Source organism: Pseudomonas sp. FW305-7 (assembly GCF_058786735.1).
In genome coordinates this window covers 156,735-180,719 of sequence record NZ_JBYSZA010000001.1, presented here as the reverse complement: position 1 = coordinate 180,719, position 23,985 = coordinate 156,735, and the positions used below count along the sequence as shown (strand labels likewise).

At 60.5% G+C, this 23,985-nt stretch carries 23 protein-coding genes; 8 read left to right on the top strand and 15 right to left on the bottom strand.

Annotated features, from left to right (window positions below; all coding sequences use genetic code 11):
* Positions 1-58 precede the first annotated feature (58 nt).
* Positions 59-595, top strand: a complete 537-nt coding sequence (locus AC3WMT_RS00825; protein WP_103302051.1) for a hypothetical protein — start codon at positions 59-61, stop codon at positions 593-595.
* A gap of 78 nt (positions 596-673) precedes the next feature.
* On the opposite strand, the gene AC3WMT_RS00820 is transcribed toward AC3WMT_RS00825, so the two are convergent.
* The 6 genes from AC3WMT_RS00820 to AC3WMT_RS00795 form a co-directional block, all read right to left on the bottom strand.
* Positions 674-970, bottom strand: a complete 297-nt coding sequence (locus AC3WMT_RS00820) for a hypothetical protein (protein ID WP_103302050.1) — start codon at positions 968-970, stop codon at positions 674-676.
* 150 nt (positions 971-1,120) lie between these two features.
* The gene (locus AC3WMT_RS00815; protein WP_103302049.1) at positions 1,121-2,482 is read right to left on the bottom strand and encodes a cation:proton antiporter; all 1,362 of its coding nucleotides are present in this window, start codon (positions 2,480-2,482) and stop codon (positions 1,121-1,123) included.
* Positions 2,483-2,527: 45 nt separating this feature from the next.
* Positions 2,528-3,139 (bottom strand): Yip1 family protein, encoded by a 612-nt coding sequence (locus AC3WMT_RS00810; protein ID WP_103302048.1) that lies wholly within the window; start codon positions 3,137-3,139, stop codon positions 2,528-2,530.
* A gap of 243 nt (positions 3,140-3,382) precedes the next feature.
* Positions 3,383-4,240, bottom strand: a complete 858-nt coding sequence (locus tag AC3WMT_RS00805) for a glucose 1-dehydrogenase (protein ID WP_103302047.1) — start codon at positions 4,238-4,240, stop codon at positions 3,383-3,385.
* 267 nt (positions 4,241-4,507) lie between these two features.
* On the bottom strand, positions 4,508-4,987 hold the full coding sequence (locus tag AC3WMT_RS00800) for a nuclear transport factor 2 family protein (protein ID WP_103302046.1): 480 nt from the start codon (positions 4,985-4,987) through the stop codon (positions 4,508-4,510).
* A gap of 55 nt (positions 4,988-5,042) precedes the next feature.
* Positions 5,043-5,606: a TetR/AcrR family transcriptional regulator gene (locus AC3WMT_RS00795; protein ID WP_103302045.1), complete on the bottom strand. Its 564-nt coding sequence runs from the start codon at positions 5,604-5,606 to the stop codon at positions 5,043-5,045.
* A 206-nt stretch (positions 5,607-5,812) separates the two neighbouring features.
* Here AC3WMT_RS00795 and pssA point away from each other — a divergent pair, with 206 nt between their 5' ends.
* Positions 5,813-7,156 (top strand): CDP-diacylglycerol--serine O-phosphatidyltransferase, encoded by a 1,344-nt coding sequence (pssA, locus tag AC3WMT_RS00790; protein ID WP_103302044.1) that lies wholly within the window; start codon positions 5,813-5,815, stop codon positions 7,154-7,156.
* Positions 7,157-7,287: 131 nt separating this feature from the next.
* Here pssA and efeO (AC3WMT_RS00785) read toward each other — a convergent pair whose 3' ends face one another.
* The 4 genes from efeO (AC3WMT_RS00785) to efeU are packed head-to-tail and all read right to left on the bottom strand — an operon-like array spanning position 7,288 to position 11,503.
* Positions 7,288-8,112, bottom strand: a complete 825-nt coding sequence (gene efeO / locus AC3WMT_RS00785) for an iron uptake system protein EfeO (protein WP_103302043.1) — start codon at positions 8,110-8,112, stop codon at positions 7,288-7,290.
* 27 nt (positions 8,113-8,139) lie between these two features.
* Entirely contained in the window at positions 8,140-9,438 is a 1,299-nt protein-coding gene (efeB, locus tag AC3WMT_RS00780) for an iron uptake transporter deferrochelatase/peroxidase subunit (protein ID WP_103302042.1), read from the bottom strand.
* Between the two features lie 17 nt (positions 9,439-9,455).
* Positions 9,456-10,655: an iron uptake system protein EfeO gene (gene efeO, locus AC3WMT_RS00775; RefSeq protein WP_103302041.1), complete on the bottom strand. Its 1,200-nt coding sequence runs from the start codon at positions 10,653-10,655 to the stop codon at positions 9,456-9,458.
* 8 nt (positions 10,656-10,663) lie between these two features.
* The gene (gene efeU, locus AC3WMT_RS00770; protein WP_103302040.1) at positions 10,664-11,503 is read right to left on the bottom strand and encodes an iron uptake transporter permease EfeU; all 840 of its coding nucleotides are present in this window, start codon (positions 11,501-11,503) and stop codon (positions 10,664-10,666) included.
* 292 nt (positions 11,504-11,795) lie between these two features.
* Between efeU and AC3WMT_RS00765 the strand changes: the two genes are divergently transcribed.
* From AC3WMT_RS00765 to AC3WMT_RS00740, 6 genes are all read left to right on the top strand, one after another.
* On the top strand, positions 11,796-12,812 hold the full coding sequence (locus tag AC3WMT_RS00765) for an AraC family transcriptional regulator (RefSeq protein ID WP_103302039.1): 1,017 nt from the start codon (positions 11,796-11,798) through the stop codon (positions 12,810-12,812).
* Between the two features lie 246 nt (positions 12,813-13,058).
* A complete protein-coding gene (locus AC3WMT_RS00760; protein WP_103302038.1) occupies positions 13,059-14,723 on the top strand; it encodes an AMP-binding protein in 1,665 nt (554 codons plus the stop codon).
* A 16-nt stretch (positions 14,724-14,739) separates the two neighbouring features.
* Positions 14,740-15,501 carry an SDR family NAD(P)-dependent oxidoreductase gene (locus tag AC3WMT_RS00755; RefSeq protein ID WP_103302037.1) on the top strand — a complete coding sequence of 254 codons (762 nt, stop codon included), beginning with the start codon at positions 14,740-14,742 and terminating at the stop codon, positions 15,499-15,501.
* 12 nt (positions 15,502-15,513) lie between these two features.
* Entirely contained in the window at positions 15,514-16,707 is a 1,194-nt protein-coding gene (locus AC3WMT_RS00750; protein WP_103302036.1) for an acetyl-CoA C-acyltransferase, read from the top strand.
* Positions 16,708-16,847: 140 nt separating this feature from the next.
* A complete protein-coding gene (locus tag AC3WMT_RS00745; RefSeq protein ID WP_103302035.1) occupies positions 16,848-17,975 on the top strand; it encodes an acyl-CoA dehydrogenase in 1,128 nt (375 codons plus the stop codon).
* Between the two features lie 16 nt (positions 17,976-17,991).
* Entirely contained in the window at positions 17,992-18,765 is a 774-nt protein-coding gene (locus AC3WMT_RS00740) for an enoyl-CoA hydratase (protein WP_103302034.1), read from the top strand.
* A 121-nt stretch (positions 18,766-18,886) separates the two neighbouring features.
* On the opposite strand, the gene AC3WMT_RS00735 is transcribed toward AC3WMT_RS00740, so the two are convergent.
* The 5 genes from AC3WMT_RS00735 to AC3WMT_RS00715 all read right to left on the bottom strand — a co-directional run bounded on the left by AC3WMT_RS00735 (position 18,887) and on the right by AC3WMT_RS00715 (position 23,970).
* On the bottom strand, positions 18,887-20,038 hold the full coding sequence (locus AC3WMT_RS00735) for an acyl-CoA dehydrogenase family protein (protein ID WP_103302033.1): 1,152 nt from the start codon (positions 20,036-20,038) through the stop codon (positions 18,887-18,889).
* A 3-nt stretch (positions 20,039-20,041) separates the two neighbouring features.
* Positions 20,042-21,148 (bottom strand): enoyl-CoA hydratase/isomerase family protein, encoded by a 1,107-nt coding sequence (locus AC3WMT_RS00730; RefSeq protein ID WP_103302032.1) that lies wholly within the window; start codon positions 21,146-21,148, stop codon positions 20,042-20,044.
* Positions 21,149-21,311: 163 nt separating this feature from the next.
* A complete protein-coding gene (locus AC3WMT_RS00725; protein WP_103302031.1) occupies positions 21,312-22,001 on the bottom strand; it encodes an HPP family protein in 690 nt (229 codons plus the stop codon).
* A gap of 153 nt (positions 22,002-22,154) precedes the next feature.
* Entirely contained in the window at positions 22,155-23,333 is a 1,179-nt protein-coding gene (locus AC3WMT_RS00720) for an MFS transporter (RefSeq protein ID WP_103302030.1), read from the bottom strand.
* Between the two features lie 118 nt (positions 23,334-23,451).
* Complete coding sequence (locus tag AC3WMT_RS00715; protein WP_103302029.1) at positions 23,452-23,970, bottom strand: GNAT family N-acetyltransferase; 519 nt, start codon at positions 23,968-23,970, stop codon at positions 23,452-23,454.
* Between the last annotated feature and the right edge of the window lie 15 nt (positions 23,971-23,985).

The following is a 23,985-nucleotide window of genomic DNA, read 5'->3' as shown; positions in this document are numbered from 1 at the left end:
GAACTAGTGCGCAGCAGGGGGCTTCTAAACGTTTTTCCTGCCCCGGAGCGTGCGTCTCGTGCCTCGCATATTGACCCAGCCAAGCGCTGAAGAAATACAGACCGAACATGACGCGAAGATGTTCGGTTCGCCCAAGGAACGACTGGATTTCTATCGCCGGGAGATCCAGTACGAAACCAGCATCCTCGCCAATCGCACCGACGCCTATCTGGCGGCGCAGTCGTTTCTGGTGATTGCCTTCGCGTCCTGCATGTCCAACCTCAACCCCGAATGGGGCAAGCTGTTTACGCTGGTGGTGCCACCGTTTCTGGCGCTGCTCGGGCTGCTCAGCTCGCTCAATGCCTGGCCGGGCATTCGTGCGGCGTATGACATCATTGATCACTGGCACTTCAAACAGAGTCATTTGCTCCTCAGCGAGCCGTTGATGGGCCTGGCCTATGACGAGTCGCCGCTGTTCAGCGAGATGGAATCGAGCCACAAGGGCTATCGCAAGTCGCTGCTGTTTTCGGTGCGCACGCCTTGGATCTTTGCGACGTTCTGGGTGTTGCTGGGGAGTTATGCGGTGTTTATTCAGGTGACCAATCCGGGCGGATGAACGCTCAAGATCAAAAGCCCCTCACCCCAGCCCTCTCCCAGGGAGAGGGCTAGGAGGCGCTCTTCTGTTCCTCTGCTCTTAATCGGCAGTCTCAAGCTGCCGCCGCAAGCCCTGCGAGTTCTGCACCGACATCGGGATCGGCGGAAAATCCTCGTTCAGCACACACAAATGCTCGATCGCATCGGCAAATTTCACATCGGCCTTACCACGTAATGCGCGGTAGTGCTCAAACTGTTCGTGATCCAGTTGCCCGGATTCGAGCAGCTCATGTGCCGCTCGATTAAGCGCCTGCGCTTCTTCGAACAATTGACGATTGCGTTCCAGGGCCAAAGCCCTGCAAGCCTTGATTTGCGCAGGAGTCGAGCATTCTTTCATGACCGTGACCTTACTGTTCAAGGATTCCTTTTCATGGGCGAAACGCCGCAGGGGAACCGAACCTGCCGGGCCCCACCGGTTGTATCTGGCGAGGGTTATGCTTGTGACCGCCGGCCATCGCTGAGAGATCCATTTTTTTGCTGAAGATTTTCATTCCCCGGAAACCCGTTTGGGTGATTTGTTCTTGCGTTGTTCGTAGCGCGCCAGGATCGGCTGGGTGCTGATGCCGTGCAGCAAGATGCTCAAGGCCACGACCGACAGGGTCAGGTCGGTACACAGCGCCGCCACCGAATCGCTCAGGCCGTGGTTCAAGGCGTAAAACAGATAGAAAAGACTGCCGATACCGCGAATGCCAAACCAGCCGATCAACAGCCGCTGCCGTCCTTCGAGCAGCGAGCCCCACGGCATCAGCGCCACGCACAGCGGGCGAATCACGCCGAACAACACCGCGCCGACCAGCAGCGCCCGCCAGTCCCAATGCGTCACCAGCACCACGCCCAGCAGCGTCACCAGAAAAACTTCCATGGCCCGCTCAACGAGGCCGCCGAAGGACAACATGTCGCCCATCATGATCCCGGCGGCGACCTGGCTGTCTTCCAGCTGCTCAGTATCACCGTGCACTGCGTGCTGCGGTTCGACGTTCTGATGCCCCACCACGGGCTGCACGAGATGTTCAGCGGGCGGTTGACCGGCGCCGGTGGATTTCACTTCTTCCTGACGCAGACCGAGCCCTGCGGCAAACACCGAGAGAAACCCGTAGCCACCGATGGCTTCGGCCACCACGTAGGCCAGGGCGATCAGTGCCAGCGCCAGGTAATCGTTGGGGCTCAGCGTGCTGTCGTCGTTGTGAATACGCATGGACAAGGTCAAGCGTCCGATGCCCCGGCCCATCCAGTAGCCGGTCAACAGCCCGGCGGGCACGGCCCACAGCAGGCTGCGCAACACCCAGTCCGGCCATGCACTGGATTGCCCGGAGCCGTCCAACAGCAACAGGCCAAGCAGGACAAAGGGGAAAGCGACACCATCGTTGAGTCCGGCCTCGCCAGACAGGCCAAAGCGCACGCTGTCGACGTCCCGCGCATCGTTGACCTGCACCAGCGCTGCCAGCACCGGATCGGTAGGGGCCAGAATCGCGCCGATCAGCAGCGACGGCCCCCACGGCAGTTGCAATCCCCAGTGCAGCAGCAGGCAGACGCCAGCGATGGTCAACACCATCACCGGGCCCGCCAGGCCAAATGCGATCCGCCAACGCTTGTCGCGCAGTGGCAGACGCAACTTCAGCCCGCAGACAAACAGCGAAAAGAGCACCGCGACTTCCGTCAGGTGCTCCATCCACAGCGAGGCGTTTTCCAGCGACAGTTTCAACAGGTCGAGACCACTGGGGCCGATGCCGATCCCAAGCAGCAAGCACACAGCGGAGGTGGTCACGGGCATCCAGCGCAGATACGAAGAGGTCAGCGCCAAGGTCAGCAACACCGCGCCGAGCACCGCGACCCACACGACAAAGCTCATGACGCGCCGCCCCCGCAGGTTTTTACTGACGGCACAGGCACCCCGTCAGCCCACGGTCGCGCGTAGGTACTCAGGAGTGAGCACGTTGAACCACAGCAGAATCATCGACACCAGTATCGTCACCATGACCAGCAGACCCACGCCCCAGACACAGGCCGAGTTCAACAGGCCCTGTTCCTTGCGCTCGTGCATGAAGGTCGGCAGGCCGACGAAGAGCAGAAAGGTCGAGTACACCGAGGCCGCACCGAGCACCAGAATTGCCAGCCAGCGACTCGGATACAGCCCGGCGATCCCGGCAACGAAGAACGGTGTCACGGTGTAGGCCGCAAAACCGATGCACTGGTTAAGCGTCGGCCGCGTGTCGAAGGAGCGCGACATCCAACGGATAAACCCGCCAATCACCGCAACGCCTGCCACGATGGCCACATACAACAGAATGCTCAACTGCAAGGCGCTGGCACTGCTCAGTCGTACCGTTTCACCGGCTGCCAGACTCCAGCCGACATAAGTGGTGCCGATGAACAGGCAAACGGGAGGAATCAGCGCCAACAACAGCAAATGCGCAAGGTAATGCCGAGGATGGGCCTCTTCTTCGCGGCGGATATCGGTCCACGCGAAGTTGGGTTGGGTGAAGAGCTTGATGATAGGCGCGGACATGACGACCTCCTGATCCTGAGGACCGGTTGGGGCTCTTAAAGGTATGGAGAGTCGTCGGATAGCCGGGTTCATTTTATTTAACGGACCCCGGTAAACCATGTAAGGACGGCTGACCCGTCAATCGCCGCAGCCCTTGCAGAATGACCACAAATTACTGTGGGCGTGAGTAAGCCCACTCCCACAGTAGATCGTATTCCATGGCGGAAGCTGCAGCAGTGATCGGGAGGCGCGCAGAACCGGTCTTCAAAGCATCGGTTTGCCACCGGTCACGCCATAACGCTGACCCGTGATGTAACTGGCCTCGTCCGACGCCAGCAGCACATAGATCGGCGCCACTTCCACCGGTTGGCCGGGACGGCCGAGCGGGGTTTGCGCGCCGAAGTTCTGCACCTCTTCATCGGGCATGGTCGAAACGATCAGCGGCGTCCAGATCGGTCCCGGCGCCACGCAGTTCACGCGAATCTCCTTGGGCCCGAGCATTTGCGCCAAACCGCCGGTGAAGTTGGCGATCGCGCCTTTGGTGGTGGCGTAGGCGAGCAGGGTGGGTTTGGGCATGTCCGAGTTGATCGAGCTGGTGTTGATGATCGAAGACCCTGGGCGCATATGTTTGAGCGCTGCCTGGCACAAGCGAAAGATCGCGGTGATGTTGACGTCGAAGGTCATCACCCATTCGTCATCGGGAATCTCTTCGAAGTTTTCGTGGGTCATCTGGAACGCGGCATTGTTGACCAGCACGTCGATGCGCCCGAAGCGTTCGACGGTCTTGTCGACCAAGGCCTGGCACTGCGCTTTTTGCGCGATATCACCCGGCAGCAACAGGCACTGGCGTCCGGCCTGTTCGACCCAGCGTGCGGTTTCCTCGGCGTCTTCGTGTTCGTTGAGGTAGGCCACGGCAACATCCGCGCCTTCGCGGGCGAACGCGATGGCGACCGCGCGGCCGATGCCGCTGTCTGCGCCGGTGATCAGGGCAATCTTGCCGGCGAGTCGGCCGGAGCCCACGTAACTTTGCTCGCCGCAATCGGGGTATGGCTCCATTTTGCGTTGCGAGCCGGGAACGGATTGCGCCTGGGCGGGGAAGGGTGGTTTTGGATAATCGGTCATCGTCGGTCTCCGGGTCTCATGGCAGGTATGGGCGGTTGACCCGGGGCGTTTGCCGTGAGTTCGATCGGATTTGCGATTGCCAACAGGAGTAGAAAAATCGATGGGTGCGTGAACGGGAGGCTAAAGCGCAATGCCACAGTGGGCTGAACACCCCGAACACTGTGGGAGCGGGCTTGCCCGCGAAGGCGCCGTGTCAGTTGCTATCTACTGCGCTGACACAGCACTTTCGCGAACAAGCCCGCTCCCGCCTTTTGCATCTGTAAGAGATTACAGACCCAAGTCGGACAACCCCGGATGATCATCCGGGCGCCGGCCCAGCGGCCAGTGGAACTTGCGTTCGCTTTCCTTGATCGGCATGTCGTTGATGCAGGCATAGCGCTGGAACATCAGACCGTTGTCGTCGAACTCCCAGTTTTCGTTGCCATAGGAGCGAAACCAGTTACCCGAATCGTCGTGCCATTCATACGCATAACGCACGGCGATGCGGGTATCGGAGTAAGCCCAGAGTTCTTTGATCAGACGATAATCCAGCTCCTTGGCCCACTTGCGGGTCAGGAAGGCCTTGGCTTCTTCGCGGTTGTTGGCGAACTCGGCGCGGTTGCGCCATTTGGTGTCGAGGGTATAGGCCAGCGAGACCCTTTCCGGATCGCGGGAATTCCAGCCGTCCTCGGCCAGCCGAACTTTCTCGATGGCCGATTCACGGTTGAAGGGGGGTAATGGCGGACGTACCTGGGCTGCAGTAGACATATTCAGTCTCCCGAAAGATTTAACGTTTAAACAACGGGTCAGGCTTACTTAGGCGTTACAGGCCCAATAACTTTCGCGCCATGCATTGCGCATTATCGGCGGCACTGTGATCACCCATCACAAGCGCTACGGTAATGGCACCGTCAATCAGGATCAGCAATTGTCTGGCCAGCAATTGCGGATCCTCGGCACCATGTTCGGTACACAGCTCGCACACGTAGTCGAGCAGCTTCTGTTTGTGGTCTTTGGCAACCTGGCGCACCGGGTCCTGGGGGTCACCGGTTTCGCCGCTGGTGTTGATAAAGGCACAGCCACGGAAACCTTCCGAGGCAAACCAGCCCTTGAGTACAGTGAACAGGTTGAGCAGGCGATCGGCCGGGGTTTCGGCCTGATCGACAGCGCTTCGGTACCAGTGCATCCAGCGCACGTCGCGGCGTTGCAGGGCGGCGACGGTAAGCTCCTCCTTGTTGGCGAAGTAGCGGTAGATGCTTTTTCTGGAGACGCCGGCGGTTTTCACCAGAAGATCCATGCCGGTGGCCGCGATGCCACTTTTGTAGATCAACTTTTCGGTGACATCCAGAATGATGTCGCGGGTCGAGGTGTCAGTGATTTCGTTCATGTGGCGAACAGTAGAACGATCGTTCTCCTTGGTCAAGCGTTGATTTTGCAATGGCTTTCGCGAGCAGGCTCGCTCCCAAAGGGGAACGCATTTCAAATGTGCGAGCGAGCCTGCCCGCGAATAGCTCATTACAGACACTAACAAGACCCGAAGGAAGCGATGGTGTAAGCTCTCGGGTTCTCCGGATTCGACCCATTGCGAGCCCTATGCCGTTGCTTTTCAAACGTTCTCTGCTGCCTAAACTGCGCAGCTTTCCGCTGACCGCCGAGGCCGTGACCATTCTGTCCGGCGCCGCCGAGTTCCGTCGTTGCCTGCTGGAGAAAATCGCCACGGCGACCCAGCGCATCTACATCGTCGCGCTGTATCTGCAGCAAGACGAAGCCGGTCAGGAAATCCTCGATGCCTTGCACGCCGCCAAACTCAAGCGTCCCGAGCTGGAAATCGCTGTGGTGGTCGATTGGTTGCGCGCACAGCGCGGGCTGATCGGTGCCGGCAAGCAGCCGGGCAATTCGGCGTGGTATCAGGAAATGACCCGCACTCACCAGAGTGAGGTGCCGGTCTACGGCGTGCCGGTGCAGACCCGCGAACTGTTCGGCGTGCTGCATTTGAAGGGCTTCGTGATCGATGATTGCGTGGTGTACAGCGGCGCGAGCCTGAACAACGTCTACCTGCACAAGTTCGACAAGTACCGTTTCGACCGCTATCACGTCCTGCAAAGCCGCGAACTGGCGGATTCGATGCATCATCTGGTCAAGCACGGTCTGATCGAATCAAAAGCCGTGCATCGCCTTGACCTGCCCAATCTGCCGACCACGCGCAGCCTGCGCAACGACATCGGCGATCTGCGCAGCCGCCTCAAATACGCGACTTACGACACCGCCAACGGCAGCACGGCCAGAGACGGCCTGTCGGTCAGCCCATTGCTCGGCGTGGGCAAGAACAACCCGTTGAACCGGGCGATTCTTGAACTGATCGCCAGCGCGCAAAAACAACTGACCATTTGCACGCCGTACTTCAACCTGCCGCTGGGTGTGATCCGCGAGGTCAACCGCGCCCTGGCCCGTGGCGTGAAGATCGACATCGTGGTCGGCGACAAGACCGCCAACGATTTCTACATTCCGCCGAGCGAGCCGTTCAAGGTGATCGCGGCGTTGCCATACCTGTACGAGATCAGCCTGCGCCGCTTTGCCAAACGGCATCAGCGCAACATCGACAGCGGTCAGTTGAATCTGCATCTGTGGCGTGATGGCGACAACACCTATCACCTCAAGGGCATGTGGATCGATCAGCGTTATACGCTGCTGACCGGCAATAACCTCAATCCACGGGCATTCCGCCTGGATCTGGAAAACGCGCTACTGATTGATGACCCGAAAGGGGAATGGCTGGAACCGCGGGCGAAGGAGCTGGAGGAGATCTTCCGTCATACCACGCGGATCGAGAGTTTTAATGCTCTGGAGACGTTGCCTGAATACCCGGCGGGCGTGGCCAAGTTTCTCAAGCGCGTGAGTCGGGTGCGGATCGAGCGGTTGCTCTACCGGATTTTGTAAGAAGGCTGAAAATGCCATCGCTGGCAAGCCAGCTCCCACAGGGTTTTCGGTCGTTCACATATGTTGTGTACACCAAAAAACTGTGGGAGCTGGCTTGCCAGCGATGGGGCCTTAACAAACGCTAAAAAACCTTAATTCAGACCCAACTTGCCACGCAATGTGGACAAGTCTTCCGCCAGTGTATTGACCGGGCCAACCAGCGCCTTGCGGTCGTTATCCTTGACCTTGTCATACGTCTCGAAACCCCCGTCCTTGGTCTTGTACTTGGCCAGAATCTTGTCGACGGTGGCAAAGTTCTTGTCCACTTTCGCTACGAAAGCCTTGTCCTGCTTCTCGATCTGCGGACGGAACAGGTCGACGATTTTCTTCGCGCCGTCGATGTTGCCCTGGAAGTCATACAGGTCGGTGTGGCTGTAACGGTCTTCTTCACCGGAAATCTTGGTCGCGGCGACTTCTTCCAGCAGCGCAGCCGCACCGCCGACGACTTTCTCGGGCGGGAAGGTCAGGCCGGCCACGCGGGTTTGCAGGTCCTTGACGTCTTTGTTCAAACCGTCCGCCAGTGTGTCCAGACCCTGGGTGCTTTTCTCCGAGAACAGCGAATATTCGATGCGGTGGAAGCCAGTGAAGTCGTCTGCTTTCACGCCTTTCTCGTGGTCGTCGACACGGGAGTCGATGGACGCATCGAGGTCACTGAACAGTTCGGCAATCGGCTCGATCGACTCGTAATACACGCGGGTCGGTGCGTAGAGTTTTTGTGCGGTGGCCAGATCACCTTTCTTCACCGCGTCGGTGAATTGCTGGGTGTGGCTGGCCAGTTCATCGAGCTGTTCGGTGACGTAAATCTTGTAGTCCGAAACCGGCCCGACCAGATCCAGCGGTGCTGTCGCGGCGAACGCTGACAGCGGGGTGTTGAGCAAACCAAGGGTCAGCAATAACGCGAGTGGCGTTTTTTTCATGGGGGTGGCTCCAGTGTCGGGATTGTTTTATGCAGCTGTTTTCGGTTGTGTGGCATTGAGCAGCGAGCGACCGATGAAGTCCTTGTCGCCCGTGACACCCGGAAGGGTGAAGAAGTAACCGCCACCGACCGGTTTGAGGTATTCCTCAAGCGGTTCGCCGTTGAGGCGGGTCTGCACGGTGATAAAGCCTTTTTCCAGGTCAGCCTGGTAGCAGATGAACAGCAGGCCCATGTCGAGCTGGCCGTTCTTGTTGACGCCGTTGGAGTAGTTGAACGGCCGACGCAGGATCAGATTGGCCTGAGTCGCGGCGGTGCGCGGGTTGGCCAAGCGGATGTGCGCGTCGAGCTTGGTCAGCTTGCCGGCCGGGTCTTTGCTGTAGTCCGGGACTTCACTTTCATGGCTTCCACCGATTGGCGCTCCAGTGGTCTTGACCCGGCCGAGGATGCTTTCCTGTTCCTGCAACGGCGTGCGGTCCCAGCGTTCGACGAAATTGCGGATGATCCGCACCGCTTGATAACTGCCGTGCGCCGCCCAGGCCGGTTCGTCGCTGCCGGGTTGTACCCAGACGAGGCGATCCATGGCTTTGGCGTCGTTGGAGTCGGGGTTGGCCGAGCCATCACGGAAACCGAGAAAATTGCGCGCAGACTGCGCCGGCACGCCGGGTTTGGCCGGGGCTTGCGGCGGCACGCTGCCTTCCTGTTTCCAGCGCACCAGCAGCAGGTCCGGCAGGTTCTTGACGATGTCGCGCAGGGCATGAATGTTGGTGTCGGCGGTGTTGGAGCAGAACTGCAAACTCAGGTCGCCATGGCAGCAATCGGCTTCCAGCGCATCGTTGGGAAAACCGACCATTCGTTGCAGGCGTTTCGGTTTGGCCTCGGCCAGACCGAAGCGCTCGTCGAACAGCGATTCGCCCACCGACACGGTGATCGTCAGGTTGTCCGGGGTGACCACCGGGCCGAGGATGCCGGAATCCGGCGGTGGCAGTTTCGGATCGATCTGCGCCACCGGGCCGCCCTTCATCAGGAAGGCGATGCGTTCGTTCAGCGTGCGGAACAGCCGCTCAAGGTCTTCGCGATCACTGGCCAGCACGTCGAACGACACCAACATCCCGGAGGCCGGGCGCGGGGTGACGATGCCGGTTTGATGCAAACCGTGGTAATCGTGGCGGTCTTCGGTCTTGTCACTGCTCGGCGCTTCAGTGACTTGCGCAGGTGCAGCCGCCATGGCCGGGCAGCTCAGGGCGGAACCGGCGAGGGCGACCCCGGCAGCGCCCATGCCCAGCAGGACGCGGCGACGTTGCAGGTTGAGTTGTTCGGAATCTTTCATCGGTACTCGTCTTCTGCTTAAAGGCCGGAGAGGCCGAGGGCTGGGTCGATGCCATCAAGTGCGTCGGCCAGGGCCTGAGCCTTGTCGGCGATCTGCTTGCGTTGTTCGCCGCTCACAGTGTCGTAAGTGGCGTAGCCGTCCTTGACCTTGAAGCTGTTCAGTTGGGTGTCGAAGTCGGCCAATGCCTGATCGATTTTCGGCAACAGGTCGGCGGCGGATTTGCTCAGCATCGGCCGCAGCAAATCGACGACTTTGTGTGCGGTTTCCAGGTTGGCGGCGAAACCATTGAGGTCGCCGTGGCTGTAGCGTTCTTCTTCACCGCTGGCGGCACGGACGTCGGCCAGGGTGTTGAGGTTGCGCACGATAATGTTGACCAGTTGCTCCGGTGGCAGCGTCTGCGCGAGCAGTTGCTGTTTGAGCGTGGTGACGTCGCTCAGCAAGCGCTGGGAAACGGGGGCGAGTTCGTCGAGTTTGCGTTGCTGGAACAGCGCGTACTCGATGCGGTGGAAGCCGACAAAGGCTGGATCCTGCTCGCGCTTCTCGAAGTAATCGGCACGGGCGTTGATGCTGTTGTCCAGTTCCGCCAGACGTTGCGCGGCCGGGGCCAGACGTTGATAGGCAGCACGCGCAGGCAGGTACAACGCCTGCGCCTGACTGAGGTCGCCGCTGGCAATTGCCTGATCCAGTGCGGTCACGGCTTTGATCAGCGCGCTGCCTTGGCTGGCCAGATACACGCGGAATTCCGACAACGGCCCAACGAAGGCGACCATCGACGGCTTGGCCTTGGCGGCCGCATCGGACGCAGCGGTCGGCGTCACGTGCAAGGTGCCACGCGGGTTGCTCAGCAGGCCGCAGGTGATCGCGTAGTCGCCGGGTTGCAGGTTGGCGTTGATCACCTGGCTGAGGCCCGGCGCAATGTTTTCGCGTTCTTCGACCACCAGCACGCCGTCGAGGATTTCCCATTCCACGGCGCGGTCGGAGCGGTTGACGATGCGGAAACTGGCGCGGCCGGCCGGCACCGTCAGCGCGTTTGGCTCGCAACTGCCCGGATGAATGTTGACCACTACTTCGTCATGGTTGAGCTGACGCTTGGCCGCGGCCATTTTCGAGGCGTAGTAGAACAGGCCACCGGCGGCGATCATCACGACCACCGAACCGGCCACCGCCCAGCGCAAGGCACGGGGAGGGGAGGCCTGAGGGGGATTAGGCTTTGACATGGAGGCCCTTATTGGCTGGAAACGGAAGACGATTGCGTGGCTGGTTTGGGCGCCGGGTAGAAAAACATCCCCAGCGCCACCAGCAGATAAATCAGATACGCCCCGAGGGTGCTGACGGTCGGCGCGTCCTGATAACCGAACATGCCGGCCAGCACCGAACCGAGCGGGCCATCCATCGGCAGCGTTGCGCTGAAGTCGAACAGCACGGTTTGCAGGTGATTCCACAGGCCGGCTTCATGCAGGGCCTGCACCGAGTTGGCGAGAATCCCGGCAGCAACGACGAGAATGAACAGCCCGGTCCATTTGAAAAACGCCGAAAGATTGAGGCGCATGCTGCCGGTGTAGATCAGGAAACCCACGATGATCGCCAGAATCAGGCCGAGCAGGGCACCGATCGGCGCCCCCGGGCCTTCGCTTTGCTGGAACACCGCGAGCAGGAAGAACACCGTTTCCAGTCCTTCGCGAGCGACGGCGAAGAAGACCATGGCGATCAAGGCAATCACTTGGTGTTTCGAAGAGGTCAGCGCCTGATCCAGCGAAGCTTGCAGCGAATGCTTGATCGAGCGCGCCACCTTGCGCATCCAGAACACCATCGAGCTGAGAATGCCCACGGCCACCAGCCCGACAATGCCTTCAAACAGCTCTTGCTGTTTTTGCGGGAATTCGGCGCTGACCAGTTCCAGGCCACCGCCGACCAGCAGGGCCAGCGCAGCGGCGAGAAACACGCCGATCCACACGGCGGGCATCCATTGGCCACGGCCGGTCTGTTGCAGGTAGCTGGCGATGATGCCAACGATCAGCGCGGCTTCAATGCCTTCGCGCAGCATGATCAGAAAGGGGACGAGCATTCGGCATCCAATAAGTCATTCGAAGAGGTTACAAGTTGTAACATAATGACACTCATTCTCACATGACAATCATTGACATAAACCTGAACGCAAGCTGAACAACCTCAATTTTTGCCTCACATTGATCCCTGTAGGAGTGAGCCTGCTCGCGATGGCGTCGTGTGAGTCAGCGCATATTTTTTATGCCCCATCGCCATCGCGAGCAGGCTCACTCCTACAGGGGGTTCGTGTTGAATTCGTGTCCTGCGGTAAGATGCCTGCCACTCAAAAACAACAGGAATCACCGAGTTCCATGTCGGAAAAAGACACCATCGCCGTGCAACTGGTGCGTGAAGCGCTGCTGCAAAGTTGTGCCCCGGGCGTGGCCACGGAAGAAGCCTTGAACAAGGTCGGCATCGATCCGGCGCTGTTGCAACGTGAGGATGGCCGGGTGCCGGCCTCACAGTACGCGAAACTCTGGCGTTTGCTCGCCCGGCGTGGCGATGACGAGTTCTTCGGCATGGACCCGCGCAGGCTCAAGTCGGGGAGTCTGGCGTTCCTCTGTCGTAGCGCGATGGCGCAATCGACGCTGGCCGACGGCCTGAACACGGGGCTGACGTTCCTCTCGCTGATGCTGGAAAAAATGCCCGCACAACTGGTGCATCAGCAGAGCCTGGCGGAAATCGTCCTGCTTGAAGACGATCCGCAGCCACGTCGCGCTTTCACCTATTTCACCTACTGGATGATTGTCCACGGCGTGGCCTGCTGGCTGGCGGGGCGGCGGATTCCGATTCTCGCCATCGAGCTGCGTTGCCCGGCGCCGGACTTCACCGATGACTATCGGGTGATGTTCTCGGAAAACCTGCGCTTTGATCGCCCGCGTACGCGGATGATTTTCTCCGCCGATTGTCTCGATCTGCCGATCAAGCGCAGCGCCGAAGAGCTCAAGCGCTTTCTGGCCCACGCGCCGGCGAACATTCTGGTGAAGTACCGCGATCCGGAGAGCCTCGCCAGCCGGATCAAACAGGACTTGCGCCAATTGCCCGCCGAGCGGTGGCCGGAAACCGAAACCCTGGCGCAGCAACTGTGCATGTCCGCCTCGACGCTGCGCCGACGTCTGGCGGAGGAAGGGCAGACGTATCAAGGCCTCAAGGACAGTGTGCGCAAGGAGTTGGCGATTGTCTGGCTGGCGGAGCCTTCGATCAGTTTTGTCGAGATTGCGGCGCGGCTGGGGTTTGCCGATGCCAGTTCGTTCTACAAGGCGTTTCGCAAATGGTCGGGATCGAATCCGGGGCATTACCGCACATTGATCCTGAATGAAGCGGTCTGATCGAGAAATGTATTGGCTGTTCCGGCCTAATCGCTGGCAAGCCAGCTCCCACAGGGTCAGCGCAAATCCTGTGGGAGCTGGCTTGCCAGCGATGGCGGCCTGACAGGCGCTACATAACCTGAACCCTGGCCAAACCAGTCAGCCACTTTGATGGCTTTGACCATTGCCCCAAGTCCGCCGCAGCGCGACTATCCCTCTGTTGTTTACGGTTCCCCAACCTAATAAAAACACAGAGGGATTCTGGCAATGCGCGATTACTTGTCTGCCACCGCACAGTTCAACTATCAGCACACCGTTGATGCCGCACTCAGCGGTTCGCTTGAGGCGCTCAACGCCTGCGTCGAATGCTGCGACCGCCATGCCTTGCCGGGGCGTATTGCGCTGTTCTGGGAGGGGCGCGACGGCGCCAGTGCGACGTACACCTTCAGCGACTTGCAGGACAAAGCCGCGCGTTTTGCCAATTTCCTCCTCGCCCAAGGCGTGCAGAAGGGTGACAAGGTCGCCGGCCTGCTGCCGCGCAATATCGAATTGCTGATCACCGTGTTCGCCACCTGGCGCATTGGCGCGGTGTATCAACCGCTGTTCACCGCGTTCGGCCCCAAAGCCCTTGAACATCGCCTCAACAGTTCCGGCGCCAAAGTGGTGGTGACCGATGCGGTCAACCGGCCGAAACTCTCGGAAGTTGCCGACTGCCCGACCCTGGTCACCGTCGGCGGCGCCAAGGGCCAGGGCATTGTCCGTGGCGATTTCAGTTTCTGGGCCGAGCTGCCCAACCATTCCAATGTCTGCGAACCGGCGATGCTCACGGGCGAAGACCCGTTCCTGCTGATGTTCACCTCGGGCACCACCGGTCCGTCGAAAGCACTGTCGGTCCCGCTCAAAGCCATCGTCGCGTTCCAGAGCTACACCCGCGACGCGGTTGATCTGCGGCCGGAAGATGCGTTCTGGAACGTCGCCGACCCGGGTTGGGCTTACGGCATTTATTTCGGCGTGACCGGGCCGTTGTCGATGGGCCATCCGATTACCTTTTACGATGGTCCGTTCACCCTCGAAAGCACCTGTCGGGTGATCAACAAGTACGGCATCACCAACCTCACCGGTTCGCCGACGGCCTATCGCCTGTTGATTGCCGGCGGCGACGAGTTCGCCAAGTCGATCAAGGGCAAGCTGCGCATTGTCAGCAGCGCCGGCGAGCCGCTGAACCCGGAAGTGATCCGCTGGTTCGCCGACAACCTCGACGTGGTCATTCACGACCATTACGGCCAGACCGAACTGGGCATGGTCCTGTGCAACCACCACGGCCTCGACCATCCGGTGCATGTCGGCGCCGCCGGTTTCGCCTCGCCGGGCCATCGCATCGTGGTGCTCGACGATCAGTACAACGAACTGGGCGTCGGCCAGCCCGGCATTCTCGCCATCGACCGTCCGCAGTCGCCGATGTGCTGGTTCGGCGGCTACCAGGGCGCACCGACCAAGGCTTTCGTCGGTAACTACTACCTGAGTGGTGACACTGTGGAGTGGAACCCGGACGGCAGCATCAGCTTCGTCGGCCGCAGCGATGACGTGATCACCACCTCCGGCTACCGCGTCGGCCCGTTCGACGTCGAGAGCGCGCTGATCGAACACCCGGCGGTGGTCGAAGCGGCCGTGGTCGGCAAACCCGATCCGGAGCGCACCGAACTGGTCAAAGCCTTTGTCGTGCTCAGCGCGCAATACCGCGCGGCGCCGGAGTTGGCCGAGGAATTGCGCCAACACGTGCGCAAGCGCCTGGCCGCGCATTCTTACCCGCGTGAAATCGAATTTGTCAGCGAATTGCCCAAGACCCCGAGTGGCAAATTGCAGCGCTTTATCTTGCGCAACCAGGAAATCGCCAAGGCTCAAGAGGCCGCGGCGAAGAACGTTTCAGCTTGAATCAGGAAGTACAGTCATGCAGATCGAGAACAAGGTTTTTATCGTCACCGGCGGCGCATCGGGCCTCGGTGCCGCCACCGCTGAACTGCTGGTCAGTGCCGGCGCCAAAGTGATGCTGGTGGACATGAATGCCGAAGCCGTGGCGGCTCAGGCCCAGCGTCTGGGCGCGCAAAGCGTGGTTGCCGACATCAGCAACGAAGCCGCGGCCGAAGCCGCGGTGCAGGCGACCGTCAATGCCTTTGGCAGCCTCAATGGCCTGGTCAACTGCGCCGGCATCGTGCGTGGCGAGAAAATCCTCGGCAAGAACGGCCCGCATGCGCTGAGCAGTTTTGCGCAAGTGATCAACGTCAATCTGATCGGCAGCTTCAATATGCTGCGTCTGGCCGCTGCCGCCATCGCCGAAAGCGAGGCCAATGCCGACGGCGAACGCGGTGTGATCATCAACACCGCTTCGGTGGCGGCGTTCGACGGCCAGATCGGTCAGGCGGCGTACTCGGCATCCAAAGGCGCCATCGCCAGCCTGACCCTGCCGGCCGCCCGTGAACTGGCGCGTTTCGGCATCCGCGTGATGACCATTGCCCCGGGCATTTTCGAAACACCGATGATGGCCGGCATGACCCCGGAAGTACGCGACTCGCTGGCCGCCGGCGTGCCGTTCCCGCCGCGTTTGGGCAAGCCTGCCGAGTACGCCGCACTGGTTCGGCATATCATCGAAAACAGCATGCTCAACGGCGAGGTGATCCGTCTCGACGGTGCCTTGCGCATGGCCGCCAAGTAAGGAGGATTTGTCATGACCCTTTCCAACGATCCGATTGTCATCGTCAGCGCCGTCCGCACCCCGATGGGCGGCTTTCAAGGCGAACTGAAAAGCCTCACCGCGCCACAACTCGGCGCCGCTGCGATCAAGGCTGCGGTTGAACGTGCCGGAGTCGCCAGCGATGCGGTCGACGAAGTGTTGTTCGGTTGCGTACTGCCCGCCGGCCTCGGCCAGGCACCTGCGCGGCAAGCGGCATTGGGCGCCGGGCTGGATAAATCGACCCGTTGCACCACCGTCAACAAGATGTGCGGCTCGGGCATGGAAACCACCATTCTGGCCCACGACATGCTGGTCGCCGGCAGTGCCGACGTGGTGATTGCCGGCGGCATGGAAAGCATGTCCAACTCGCCGTATCTGCTGGATCGTGCCCGCGCCGGTTATCGCATGGGCCATGGCCGCGTGCTCGACTCGATGTTCCTCGACGGCCTCGAAGACGCCTACGACAAGGGCCGTCTGATGGGCACCTTCGCTGAAGACTGCGCTGAAACCAATGACTTCAGCCGCGAAGCGCAGGACGCTTTTGCCATCGCCTCGACCACCCGTGCGCAGCAGGCGATCAAGGACGGTAGCTTCAAGGACGAAATCGTCCCGCTGACCGTGACCGTCGGCAAAGAACAGGTGCTGATCAGCAACGATGAGCAGCCACCGAAAGCCAAACTGGACAAGATCGCTTCGCTGAAACCGGCCTTCCGCGAAGGCGGCACGGTGACAGCGGCCAATTCCAGCTCAATTTCCGATGGCGCGGCGGCGTTGGTGTTGATGCGGCAGTCGCAGGCGCAGAAACTCGGTCTGAAACCGCTGGCCGTCATCCATGGCCATGCCGCGTTTGCCGATACTCCAGGGCTGTTCCCGGTGGCGCCGATCGGCGCGATCAAGAAACTGATCAAGAAAACCGGTTGGTCGCTGGGCGACGTAGATCTGTTCGAGGTCAACGAAGCGTTTGCGGTGGTGGGGATGGCGGCGATGACTCACCTGGAAATTCCCCACGACAAGCTCAACGTGCATGGCGGCGCTTGTGCGTTGGGCCATCCGATCGGCGCGTCCGGCGCGCGGATTCTGGTGACCTTGCTCTCGGCGCTGCGCCAGCGAAACCTCAAGCGCGGGATCGCGGCCATCTGCATCGGCGGCGGCGAAGCGACGGCGATGGCCGTGGAATGCGTTTACTGATTCACGCAGTCCCCTTGTAGGAGTGAGCCTGCTCGCGATGGCGTCGTGTCAGCCAACACTGATTTATATGACCCACCGCTTTCGCGAGCAGGCTCACTCCTACAGGGGTTAGCGGTGCGACTGACATTTAAGGATTCACCATGATTCCCAACGAAGACCAAACCCAGATCCGCGACATGGCCCGGCAGTTTGCCGAGGAACGGCTCAAGCCGTTCGCCGCCGAGTGGGATCGCGAGCACCGCTTCCCCAAGGAGGCCATCGGCGAGATGGCCGAACTGGGCTTCTTCGGCATGCTCGTGCCGGAGCAGTGGGGCGGCTGTGACACCGGTTACCTGGCCTACGCCATGGCTCTGGAAGAAATCGCTGCCGGCGATGGCGCCTGCTCGACGATCATGAGCGTGCACAACTCGGTCGGTTGCGTGCCGATCCTCAAGTTCGGCAACGACGACCAGCGCGAACGCTTCCTCAAGCCATTGGCCAGTGGCGCGATGCTCGGCGCGTTCGCCCTGACCGAACCGCAGGCCGGTTCCGACGCCAGCAGCCTGAAAACCCGTGCGCGTCTTGAAGGCGATCACTACGTGCTCAACGGCTGCAAACAGTTCATCACTTCCGGGCAGAACGCCGGGATCGTCATCGTGTTTGCGGTGACCGATCCGAGTGCCGGCAAGCGCGGCATCACTGCGTTTATCGTGCCGACCGATTCGCCGGGCTACAAAGTCGCCCGCGTCGAAGACAAGCTCGGCCAGCACGCCTCGGACACCTGCCAGATCCTCTTTGAAGACGTCAAAGTCCCGGTCGCCAACCGGCTGGGTGAGGAGGGCGAAGGCTACAAAATTGCCTTGGCCAACCTTGAAGGCGGCCGCGTCGGCATCGCCTCGCAATCGGTGGGCATGGCCCGTGCCGCGTTTGAAGCGGCGCGTGATTACGCCCGAGAGCGCGACACCTTCGGCAAGCCGATCATCGAGCATCAAGCCGTGGCGTTCCGCCTCGCCGACATGGCCACGCAAATCGCCGTCGCCCGGCAAATGGTGCATTACGCCGCCGCCCTGCGCGACAGTGGCCAACCGGCGCTGGTCGAAGCCTCCATGGCCAAGTTGTTCGCTTCGGAAATGGCCGAGAGGGTCTGCTCGATGGCGTTGCAAACCCTCGGCGGTTACGGTTACCTCAACGACTTCCCGCTGGAGCGTATCTACCGCGACGTGCGCGTCTGCCAGATCTACGAAGGCACCAGTGACATTCAGCGCATGGTCATTTCGCGCAATCTTTGAGAAGGAATCTGCATTCATGACTTACGAAACCATTCTGCTGGAAACCCACGGCCGCGTTGGCCTGATCACCTTGAACCGGCCGCAGGCGCTGAATGCCCTGAACGCGCAACTGGTCAGCGAAGTGAACCATGCCCTCGATGGCCTGGAAGCCGATGCGAACATCGGTTGCATCGTCCTCACCGGATCGAAAAAAGCCTTCGCCGCCGGTGCCGACATCAAGGAAATGGCCGAGCTGACCTACCCACAGATCTACATGGACGATCTGTTCAGCGACAGCGACCGCGTGGCCAACCGGCGCAAGCCGATCATCGCGGCGGTCAACGGCTTTGCCCTCGGTGGCGGCTGTGAGCTTGCGTTGATGTGTGACTTTATTCTGGCCGGCGACAACGCCAGATTCGGTCAGCCGGAAATCAACCTCGGCGTGCTGCCGGGCATGGGCGGCACCCAGCGCCTGACCCGCGCCGTGGGCAAGGCCAAGGCCATGGAAATGTGCCTGAGCGGGCGCATGATCGATGCGGTGGAAGCCGAGCGTTGCGGCATCGTTGCGCGGATCGTGCCGAGCGATGAGTTGCTGGAAGAAGCGCTGAAGGTGGCGGCGGTGATCGCCAGCAAGTCGCTGCCGATTGCGATGATGGTCAAGGAAAGCGTCAACCGTGCTTTCGAGGTCAATCTGACTGAAGGCGTGCGTTTCGAGCGCCGGGTGTTCCATGCAGCGTTTGCCACGCAGGATCAAAAGGAAGGGATGGCGGCGTTTGTGGCCAAGCGGACGCCGGATTTTCAGGGCAAATAATGCTGCAGTCTTACTGACGTCATCGCTGGCAAGCCAGCTCCCACACAATCTTCGGTGTACACAACATCTGTGATCGACCGAGAACCCTGTGGGAGCTGGCTTGCCAGCGATGCTTTTGCTTTTAGATCTGGTAGTTCTTCAGCTCCCGAGCAATCACCATCCGCTGAATCTCGCTCGACCCTTCATAGATCTGGGTAATCCGCGCATCGCGGTAGTACTTCTCGACCGGATAATCTTCCAGATACCCATACCCGCCATGAATCTGAATCGCCGACGAGCAGACCTTCTCGGCCATTTCCGACGCAAACAGTTTTGCCTGCGAAGCCTCTGACAAACATGGTTTGCCCGCCGTGCGCAGCCGCGCCGCGTGCAGAATCATCAGGCGTGCCGCGTTCAGTTGCATGTGCATGTCGGCCAGCAGATTGGCGATGCTTTGGTGCTCATTGATCGGCTTGCCGAACTGGATACGATCACGCGAATAAACCAGCGCCGCTTCAAACGCCGCACGGGCGATGCCCAGCGCTTGCGCGGCGATGCCGATGCGGCCGCCTTCAAGGTTGGACAGGGCAATCGCCAAACCCTTGCCACGCTCGCCGAGCAGATTGGCCTCGGGAATGCTGCAGTTGTTCAGCGTTACCGCACAGGTGTCGGAGGCGCGGATGCCCATTTTGTGTTCGGTACGGTCGACGATGAAACCCGCCGTGTCGGTCGGCACCAGAAACGCCGAAATGCCTTTTTTGCCCAGCTCCGGATCGGTCACCGCAAACACAATCGCCAGTTTCGCCCGTTTGCCGTTGCTGACAAATTGCTTGGCGCCGTTGATCACCCATTGGCCGTCACGCAATTCGGCACGGGTGCGCAGGTTGTGCGCTTCGGAACCGGCCTGCGGTTCGGTCAGGCAGAAGCAACCGATGGTTTGCCCGCTGGCGAGATCCGCCAGCCAGGTCTGTTTCTGTGCTTCGCTGCCGAAGTTAAGCACCGGGCCACAACCGACCGAGTTGTGGATGCTCATGAACGCGCCAGTCGCGCCGTCGCCGGCAGAAATCTCTTCGACCGCCAGTGCGTACGCGACGTAGTCGACGTAAGTGCCGCCCCATTCTTCCGGCACAACCATGCCGAGCAGGCCCAGTTCGCCCATCTTCGCTACCAGCGCGTCGTCGATCCAGCCAGCCTTTTCCCAGGCTTGTGCGTGGGGCGCGATTTCGCCACGGGCAAAGTCCCGGGCCATGTCGCGGATCATCACTTGTTCTTCTGTCAGTTCGAGATCGTGCATGGCTCAGCTCCCGCTCTCATCAAAACCGTGGAAGAAACTCGCAACATGCGCCGCGTCCAGCGCGGCGAGGGTCGGCGGGTTCCAGCGAGGTGTCTTGTCTTTGTCGATCAGCAGGGCGCGCACGCCTTCGATCAGATCGCCGCGTTCGAACCACTGACGATCCAGATGCAGTTCCAGGGCGAAGCAACGTTCCAGGCTCAGATGACGGCCGCGACGGAGCATTTCCAAAGTCACGGCCATGGCCAGCGGTGAACGGGTTTCCAGCAGGTTGGCGGTGGTAGTCGCCCATTCATGGCTGTCGGCCACGGTCACTGCGCGCAGTTGTTCGACCATGCTCGGTACATCGGGCAGAGCAAAGAAATGGTCGATGGCCGGGCGCAAGGCTTCCAGTGGCGCATCGGGCAGGGTTTGCACGGCGTGTTTGGCCAGCAGGTTTTGCAGGGCCTTTAGCGGCGTGTCCTGCCACTCCATCTGATCAAGTTTTTCGTCAAGCAGCGCCAGTTGGCTGCTGTCCAGATACCAGTCGGCGAGGCCGCAATACAGCGCGTCGGCAGCGCGGATCTGCACGCCGCTGACACCCAGATAAATGCCCAACTCACCGGGAATGCGCGGCAGGAAGTAACTGCCGCCGACATCCGGGAAATAACCGATGGCCACTTCCGGCATCGCCAGTCGGCTCTTCTCGGTGACCACGCGCAGATCCGCGCCTTGCACCAGGCCCATACCACCGCCGAGGACAAAACCGTCCATCAACGCCAGCACCGGTTTGCGGTAATGATGAATGGTCAGGTCGAGGGCGTATTCCTCGACGAAGAAATCTTCGTGCAGCGTGTCGCCGCTTTTGAAACTGTCATACAGGGAACGAATATCGCCACCGGCGCAGAAGGCTTTTTCACCGGCACCGCGCAGCACGACTGCGTGAACATTGGCATCGCTCGCCCAGGCGTCGAGCTGCTCTTGCAGCAGGCGCACCATGTCGAGGGTAATGGCGTTGAGGCCGGCGGGGCGGTTGAGGGTAAGGTGACCGATGTGGTTGCGAACCTCGGCCAGCACTTCGTTTTGCGTGGCATCCATGGACACAGTCCGCGGGGATGAAGCCTGAGCAGTCATCACTAACTCCCTGCTTTTATTGTCTTTATTCGAGAAGCTCGCGCGCGAGCGTTAGCGGATCGTAACAGTGCAAATTTGCCCTGTACAACGGGGATATGTGCAGGGTCTGTCTGCGTTTTTACCTTAGACACAAGATCGCCTTTGTGGCGAGGGATCTCAGCGGCTAACGTGTGAAGACTTCACCGATGCTGCGCCGTTTGGCGTGCTGTTCGCTGGTGTGGATCAGTTGTTCGAGGTCTTCGGGGGTGATGTCGATGAACGCTTCCATGTCCGCCAGTGCCAGTTTCAAGTCTTCAGCGGTGATCGCCTGACTGTCGACCGGTGCCACCGTTGGTGCGGGATCGGCAGCACGTTTCGGATAACGAATCCGCGTCAGGTTGTTGTAAGCGAGGGCGCTGAGCAGCATGCACGCAGCGCCGAGCATCACCGGCCCCATGGCTGTCCAGTCCATGGCGACGGTCGCCGGATCTGCCAACACGAGCGTCAACGCCAAGGCCCCAGCCGGCGGGTGCAGGCAACGCAGCCAGCACATCAGAATCAACGCCATGCCCGCCGCCAGACACGCGCTGCCAAGGGTTCGCCCGAGCACGTGGGCCACCAACAATGCGACGACACCGGCACACAAGTAACCACCGAGAATCGACCATGGCTGGGCGAGCGCACCGGACGACACGGCGAACAGCAACACCGCCGACGCGCCCAACGGGCCGATCAGGTGATAGGCCACGTCATGACCGAATACCTGCGCGCACAGCCACACACTGAACAGCGTGCCCAAGGCCATGCCGATGGCGGCGCGGCTCCATTCGGTAGGGCGGGTGTTGATGGCGGCGGGTAACCAGCGAGCGAGCATGTGAATCCGATCCTGTAAAAAATGCGGGCAAAAAAAAGGACTGTCCGGCAATCCGGAAAGCCCTCGAAGTGTTCCAACATTGGGGGAGGAACGTGCACAGTGTGCCGATCATTCACGATGCTGACAAATTCATATTAATGCAGTTTCAGTGCACTATTTTTGAACTGAAGCCACTCTTCGGCCGCTGACGAAACACAGATAACCACCCAACGCCGCCAACGCGCTCAGCGCGTAGAACATGCTCGGCGCCGGCGTGTGCATCAGCAGGAACCCGCACATCACCGGACTCGCCGCACCGCCGAGTGCCGCCAGGTTCTGCGCGCCGTAGTAGCTGCCACGCAACTCCTCCGGGGCCAGCGTATCAACGAAGAGGAAATCCGCCGGGTAAATGATCATTTCGCCCAAGGTGAAGATGAACATCGCCACGCACCAGCCTACGAGGCTGTCGGCCAGGCTGAAACCGATCAGACCGACGATGAACAACGCCGTGCCACCGGCAATCCACTGGCGCAAGTGCTCGCGTTTTAGGAAACGGCCGATCTGGTATTGCAACAGGATCACCGTGATCGCGTTGCAGGCGAGCAGGGCGGCCATGGTGTCCAGCGTCTGTTGCTGGGTGTGGGTCACCAGCAGGTATTGCGACAGGTACAACGTGAAGCGCCCGTGCACCAACGTGCTGAGCAGGCAACCGAGGGTAAACAGGATCATCGTGCGATCGTTCTTGAGGATGATCAGCGTATTCAGAAAGCTTTGTGGCTGGCCGACCGGCGAGATCGGGCTGGCATCTCTGGCGGCGCCGAGCAGCAGGAAAATACTGCCAATGGCAATCGCGCCCGCGACGATGAAGGGCGCGGCGGGCTGGATGCCGGCAATCACCACGCCGATCATCGGCCCAACCGCATAGCCGATATTGGTCAGCGTGTAATTCAGCGAGAACGCCTTGACCCGCTGGCCGACCGGCAGGTTTTCACTGAGGATCGCCTTGGAGCAGATCAGGAACAGCGCCGACGCGGTCTCGCTGATGATCAGCACCAGGGTGACCAGGTACAGGTTCTGCGCGAAGGTCAGCAGCATCAGGCCGATGCCGCTGGAGAGCATTGTCACAATCAGCAACTGACGCTTGTCGAGTTTGTCGATGATGTAGCCGCCGTACAGCGACAACAGCGTCGCGCTGAACACCGCGACGCCCAGCAGCAGGCCGACGTCCTGCGGGTTGAGGCCGAGTTTGTTACTGAGGAACAGGGTCAGCAGCGGACTGATCAGAGCACGGCTGACAACGACCGTCAGCGAGCTGATCATCAGTCGGCGAATGAGGCGCGAGTAGGTGGCCACGAAGAGGTCAACGTCCTTATTTCAAATGCGAGAGGCGCGCCGTCATCCTCCCCGGCTCTCGCCCGGCGGTCAACCTGACACACCGACATGCCCATGTAGGAGCTGGTTTTCAGTGTTGTCAGGGAAGTGGCAGGCGCATCGCGCAACGTCTTTCGCCGGGGAAACCGTGGTCGATTTCGGTTTGCAGGGCGGTCAGCAGATGCGGTGGCGTGTTTTCAGCGCCGAGCAAGATAAACCCGAGGCGCTGATAGAACGGCGCATTCCACGGCAGGTCGCGAAAGGTGGTCAGGGTCAAGGCCTGCAATTGCATCTGACGCGCGTGCTCAATGGCCGCTGATACCAACGCACGCCCCATGCCTTGCCCCTGAAAATCCTGACTCACCGACAGCTCTTCGATGTGCAATTGACTGTCGATTTCCAGTGCCCGAAGAAACCCCGCCAGTGACTGGTCAGCACTTTCAACCACCCAAACGCACATCTGCTCGATGGCCTGCACATGTTGCGCACTATCTGGCACTTCGGCGTCGGCGAGCCAGGCGAGGTTAGGGTCGAGACGAAACAGCCCGGCAGCCGAGCGTTCGATGGCGGGGAGGGCGGCCGCGTCAGCAGGGCTGGCGCGGCGGACGATGAAAGTCATGTCGGGACGAATCCT

Excerpts from the sequence above, each read along its gene's own strand:
- AC3WMT_RS00820 (WP_103302050.1), bottom strand. The coding sequence starts at position 970 with ATGAAAGAATGCTCGACTCCTGCGCAAATCAAGGCTTGCAGGGCTTTG.
- AC3WMT_RS00815 (WP_103302049.1), bottom strand. The coding sequence starts at position 2,482 with ATGAGCTTTGTCGTGTGGGTCGCGGTGCTCGGCGCGGTGTTGCTGACC.
- AC3WMT_RS00810 (WP_103302048.1), bottom strand. The coding sequence starts at position 3,139 with ATGTCCGCGCCTATCATCAAGCTCTTCACCCAACCCAACTTCGCGTGG.
- AC3WMT_RS00805 (WP_103302047.1), bottom strand. The coding sequence starts at position 4,240 with ATGACCGATTATCCAAAACCACCCTTCCCCGCCCAGGCGCAATCCGTT.
- AC3WMT_RS00800 (WP_103302046.1), bottom strand. The coding sequence starts at position 4,987 with ATGTCTACTGCAGCCCAGGTACGTCCGCCATTACCCCCCTTCAACCGT.
- AC3WMT_RS00795 (WP_103302045.1), bottom strand. The coding sequence starts at position 5,606 with ATGAACGAAATCACTGACACCTCGACCCGCGACATCATTCTGGATGTC.
- pssA (WP_103302044.1), top strand. The coding sequence starts at position 5,813 with ATGCCGTTGCTTTTCAAACGTTCTCTGCTGCCTAAACTGCGCAGCTTT.
- efeO (WP_103302043.1), bottom strand. The coding sequence starts at position 8,112 with ATGAAAAAAACGCCACTCGCGTTATTGCTGACCCTTGGTTTGCTCAAC.
- efeB (WP_103302042.1), bottom strand. The coding sequence starts at position 9,438 with ATGAAAGATTCCGAACAACTCAACCTGCAACGTCGCCGCGTCCTGCTG.
- efeO (WP_103302041.1), bottom strand. The coding sequence starts at position 10,655 with ATGTCAAAGCCTAATCCCCCTCAGGCCTCCCCTCCCCGTGCCTTGCGC.
- efeU (WP_103302040.1), bottom strand. The coding sequence starts at position 11,503 with ATGCTCGTCCCCTTTCTGATCATGCTGCGCGAAGGCATTGAAGCCGCG.
- AC3WMT_RS00765 (WP_103302039.1), top strand. The coding sequence starts at position 11,796 with ATGTCGGAAAAAGACACCATCGCCGTGCAACTGGTGCGTGAAGCGCTG.
- AC3WMT_RS00760 (WP_103302038.1), top strand. The coding sequence starts at position 13,059 with ATGCGCGATTACTTGTCTGCCACCGCACAGTTCAACTATCAGCACACC.
- AC3WMT_RS00755 (WP_103302037.1), top strand. The coding sequence starts at position 14,740 with ATGCAGATCGAGAACAAGGTTTTTATCGTCACCGGCGGCGCATCGGGC.
- AC3WMT_RS00750 (WP_103302036.1), top strand. The coding sequence starts at position 15,514 with ATGACCCTTTCCAACGATCCGATTGTCATCGTCAGCGCCGTCCGCACC.
- AC3WMT_RS00745 (WP_103302035.1), top strand. The coding sequence starts at position 16,848 with ATGATTCCCAACGAAGACCAAACCCAGATCCGCGACATGGCCCGGCAG.
- AC3WMT_RS00740 (WP_103302034.1), top strand. The coding sequence starts at position 17,992 with ATGACTTACGAAACCATTCTGCTGGAAACCCACGGCCGCGTTGGCCTG.
- AC3WMT_RS00735 (WP_103302033.1), bottom strand. The coding sequence starts at position 20,038 with ATGCACGATCTCGAACTGACAGAAGAACAAGTGATGATCCGCGACATG.
- AC3WMT_RS00730 (WP_103302032.1), bottom strand. The coding sequence starts at position 21,148 with ATGACTGCTCAGGCTTCATCCCCGCGGACTGTGTCCATGGATGCCACG.
- AC3WMT_RS00725 (WP_103302031.1), bottom strand. The coding sequence starts at position 22,001 with ATGCTCGCTCGCTGGTTACCCGCCGCCATCAACACCCGCCCTACCGAA.
- AC3WMT_RS00715 (WP_103302029.1), bottom strand. The coding sequence starts at position 23,970 with ATGACTTTCATCGTCCGCCGCGCCAGCCCTGCTGACGCGGCCGCCCTC.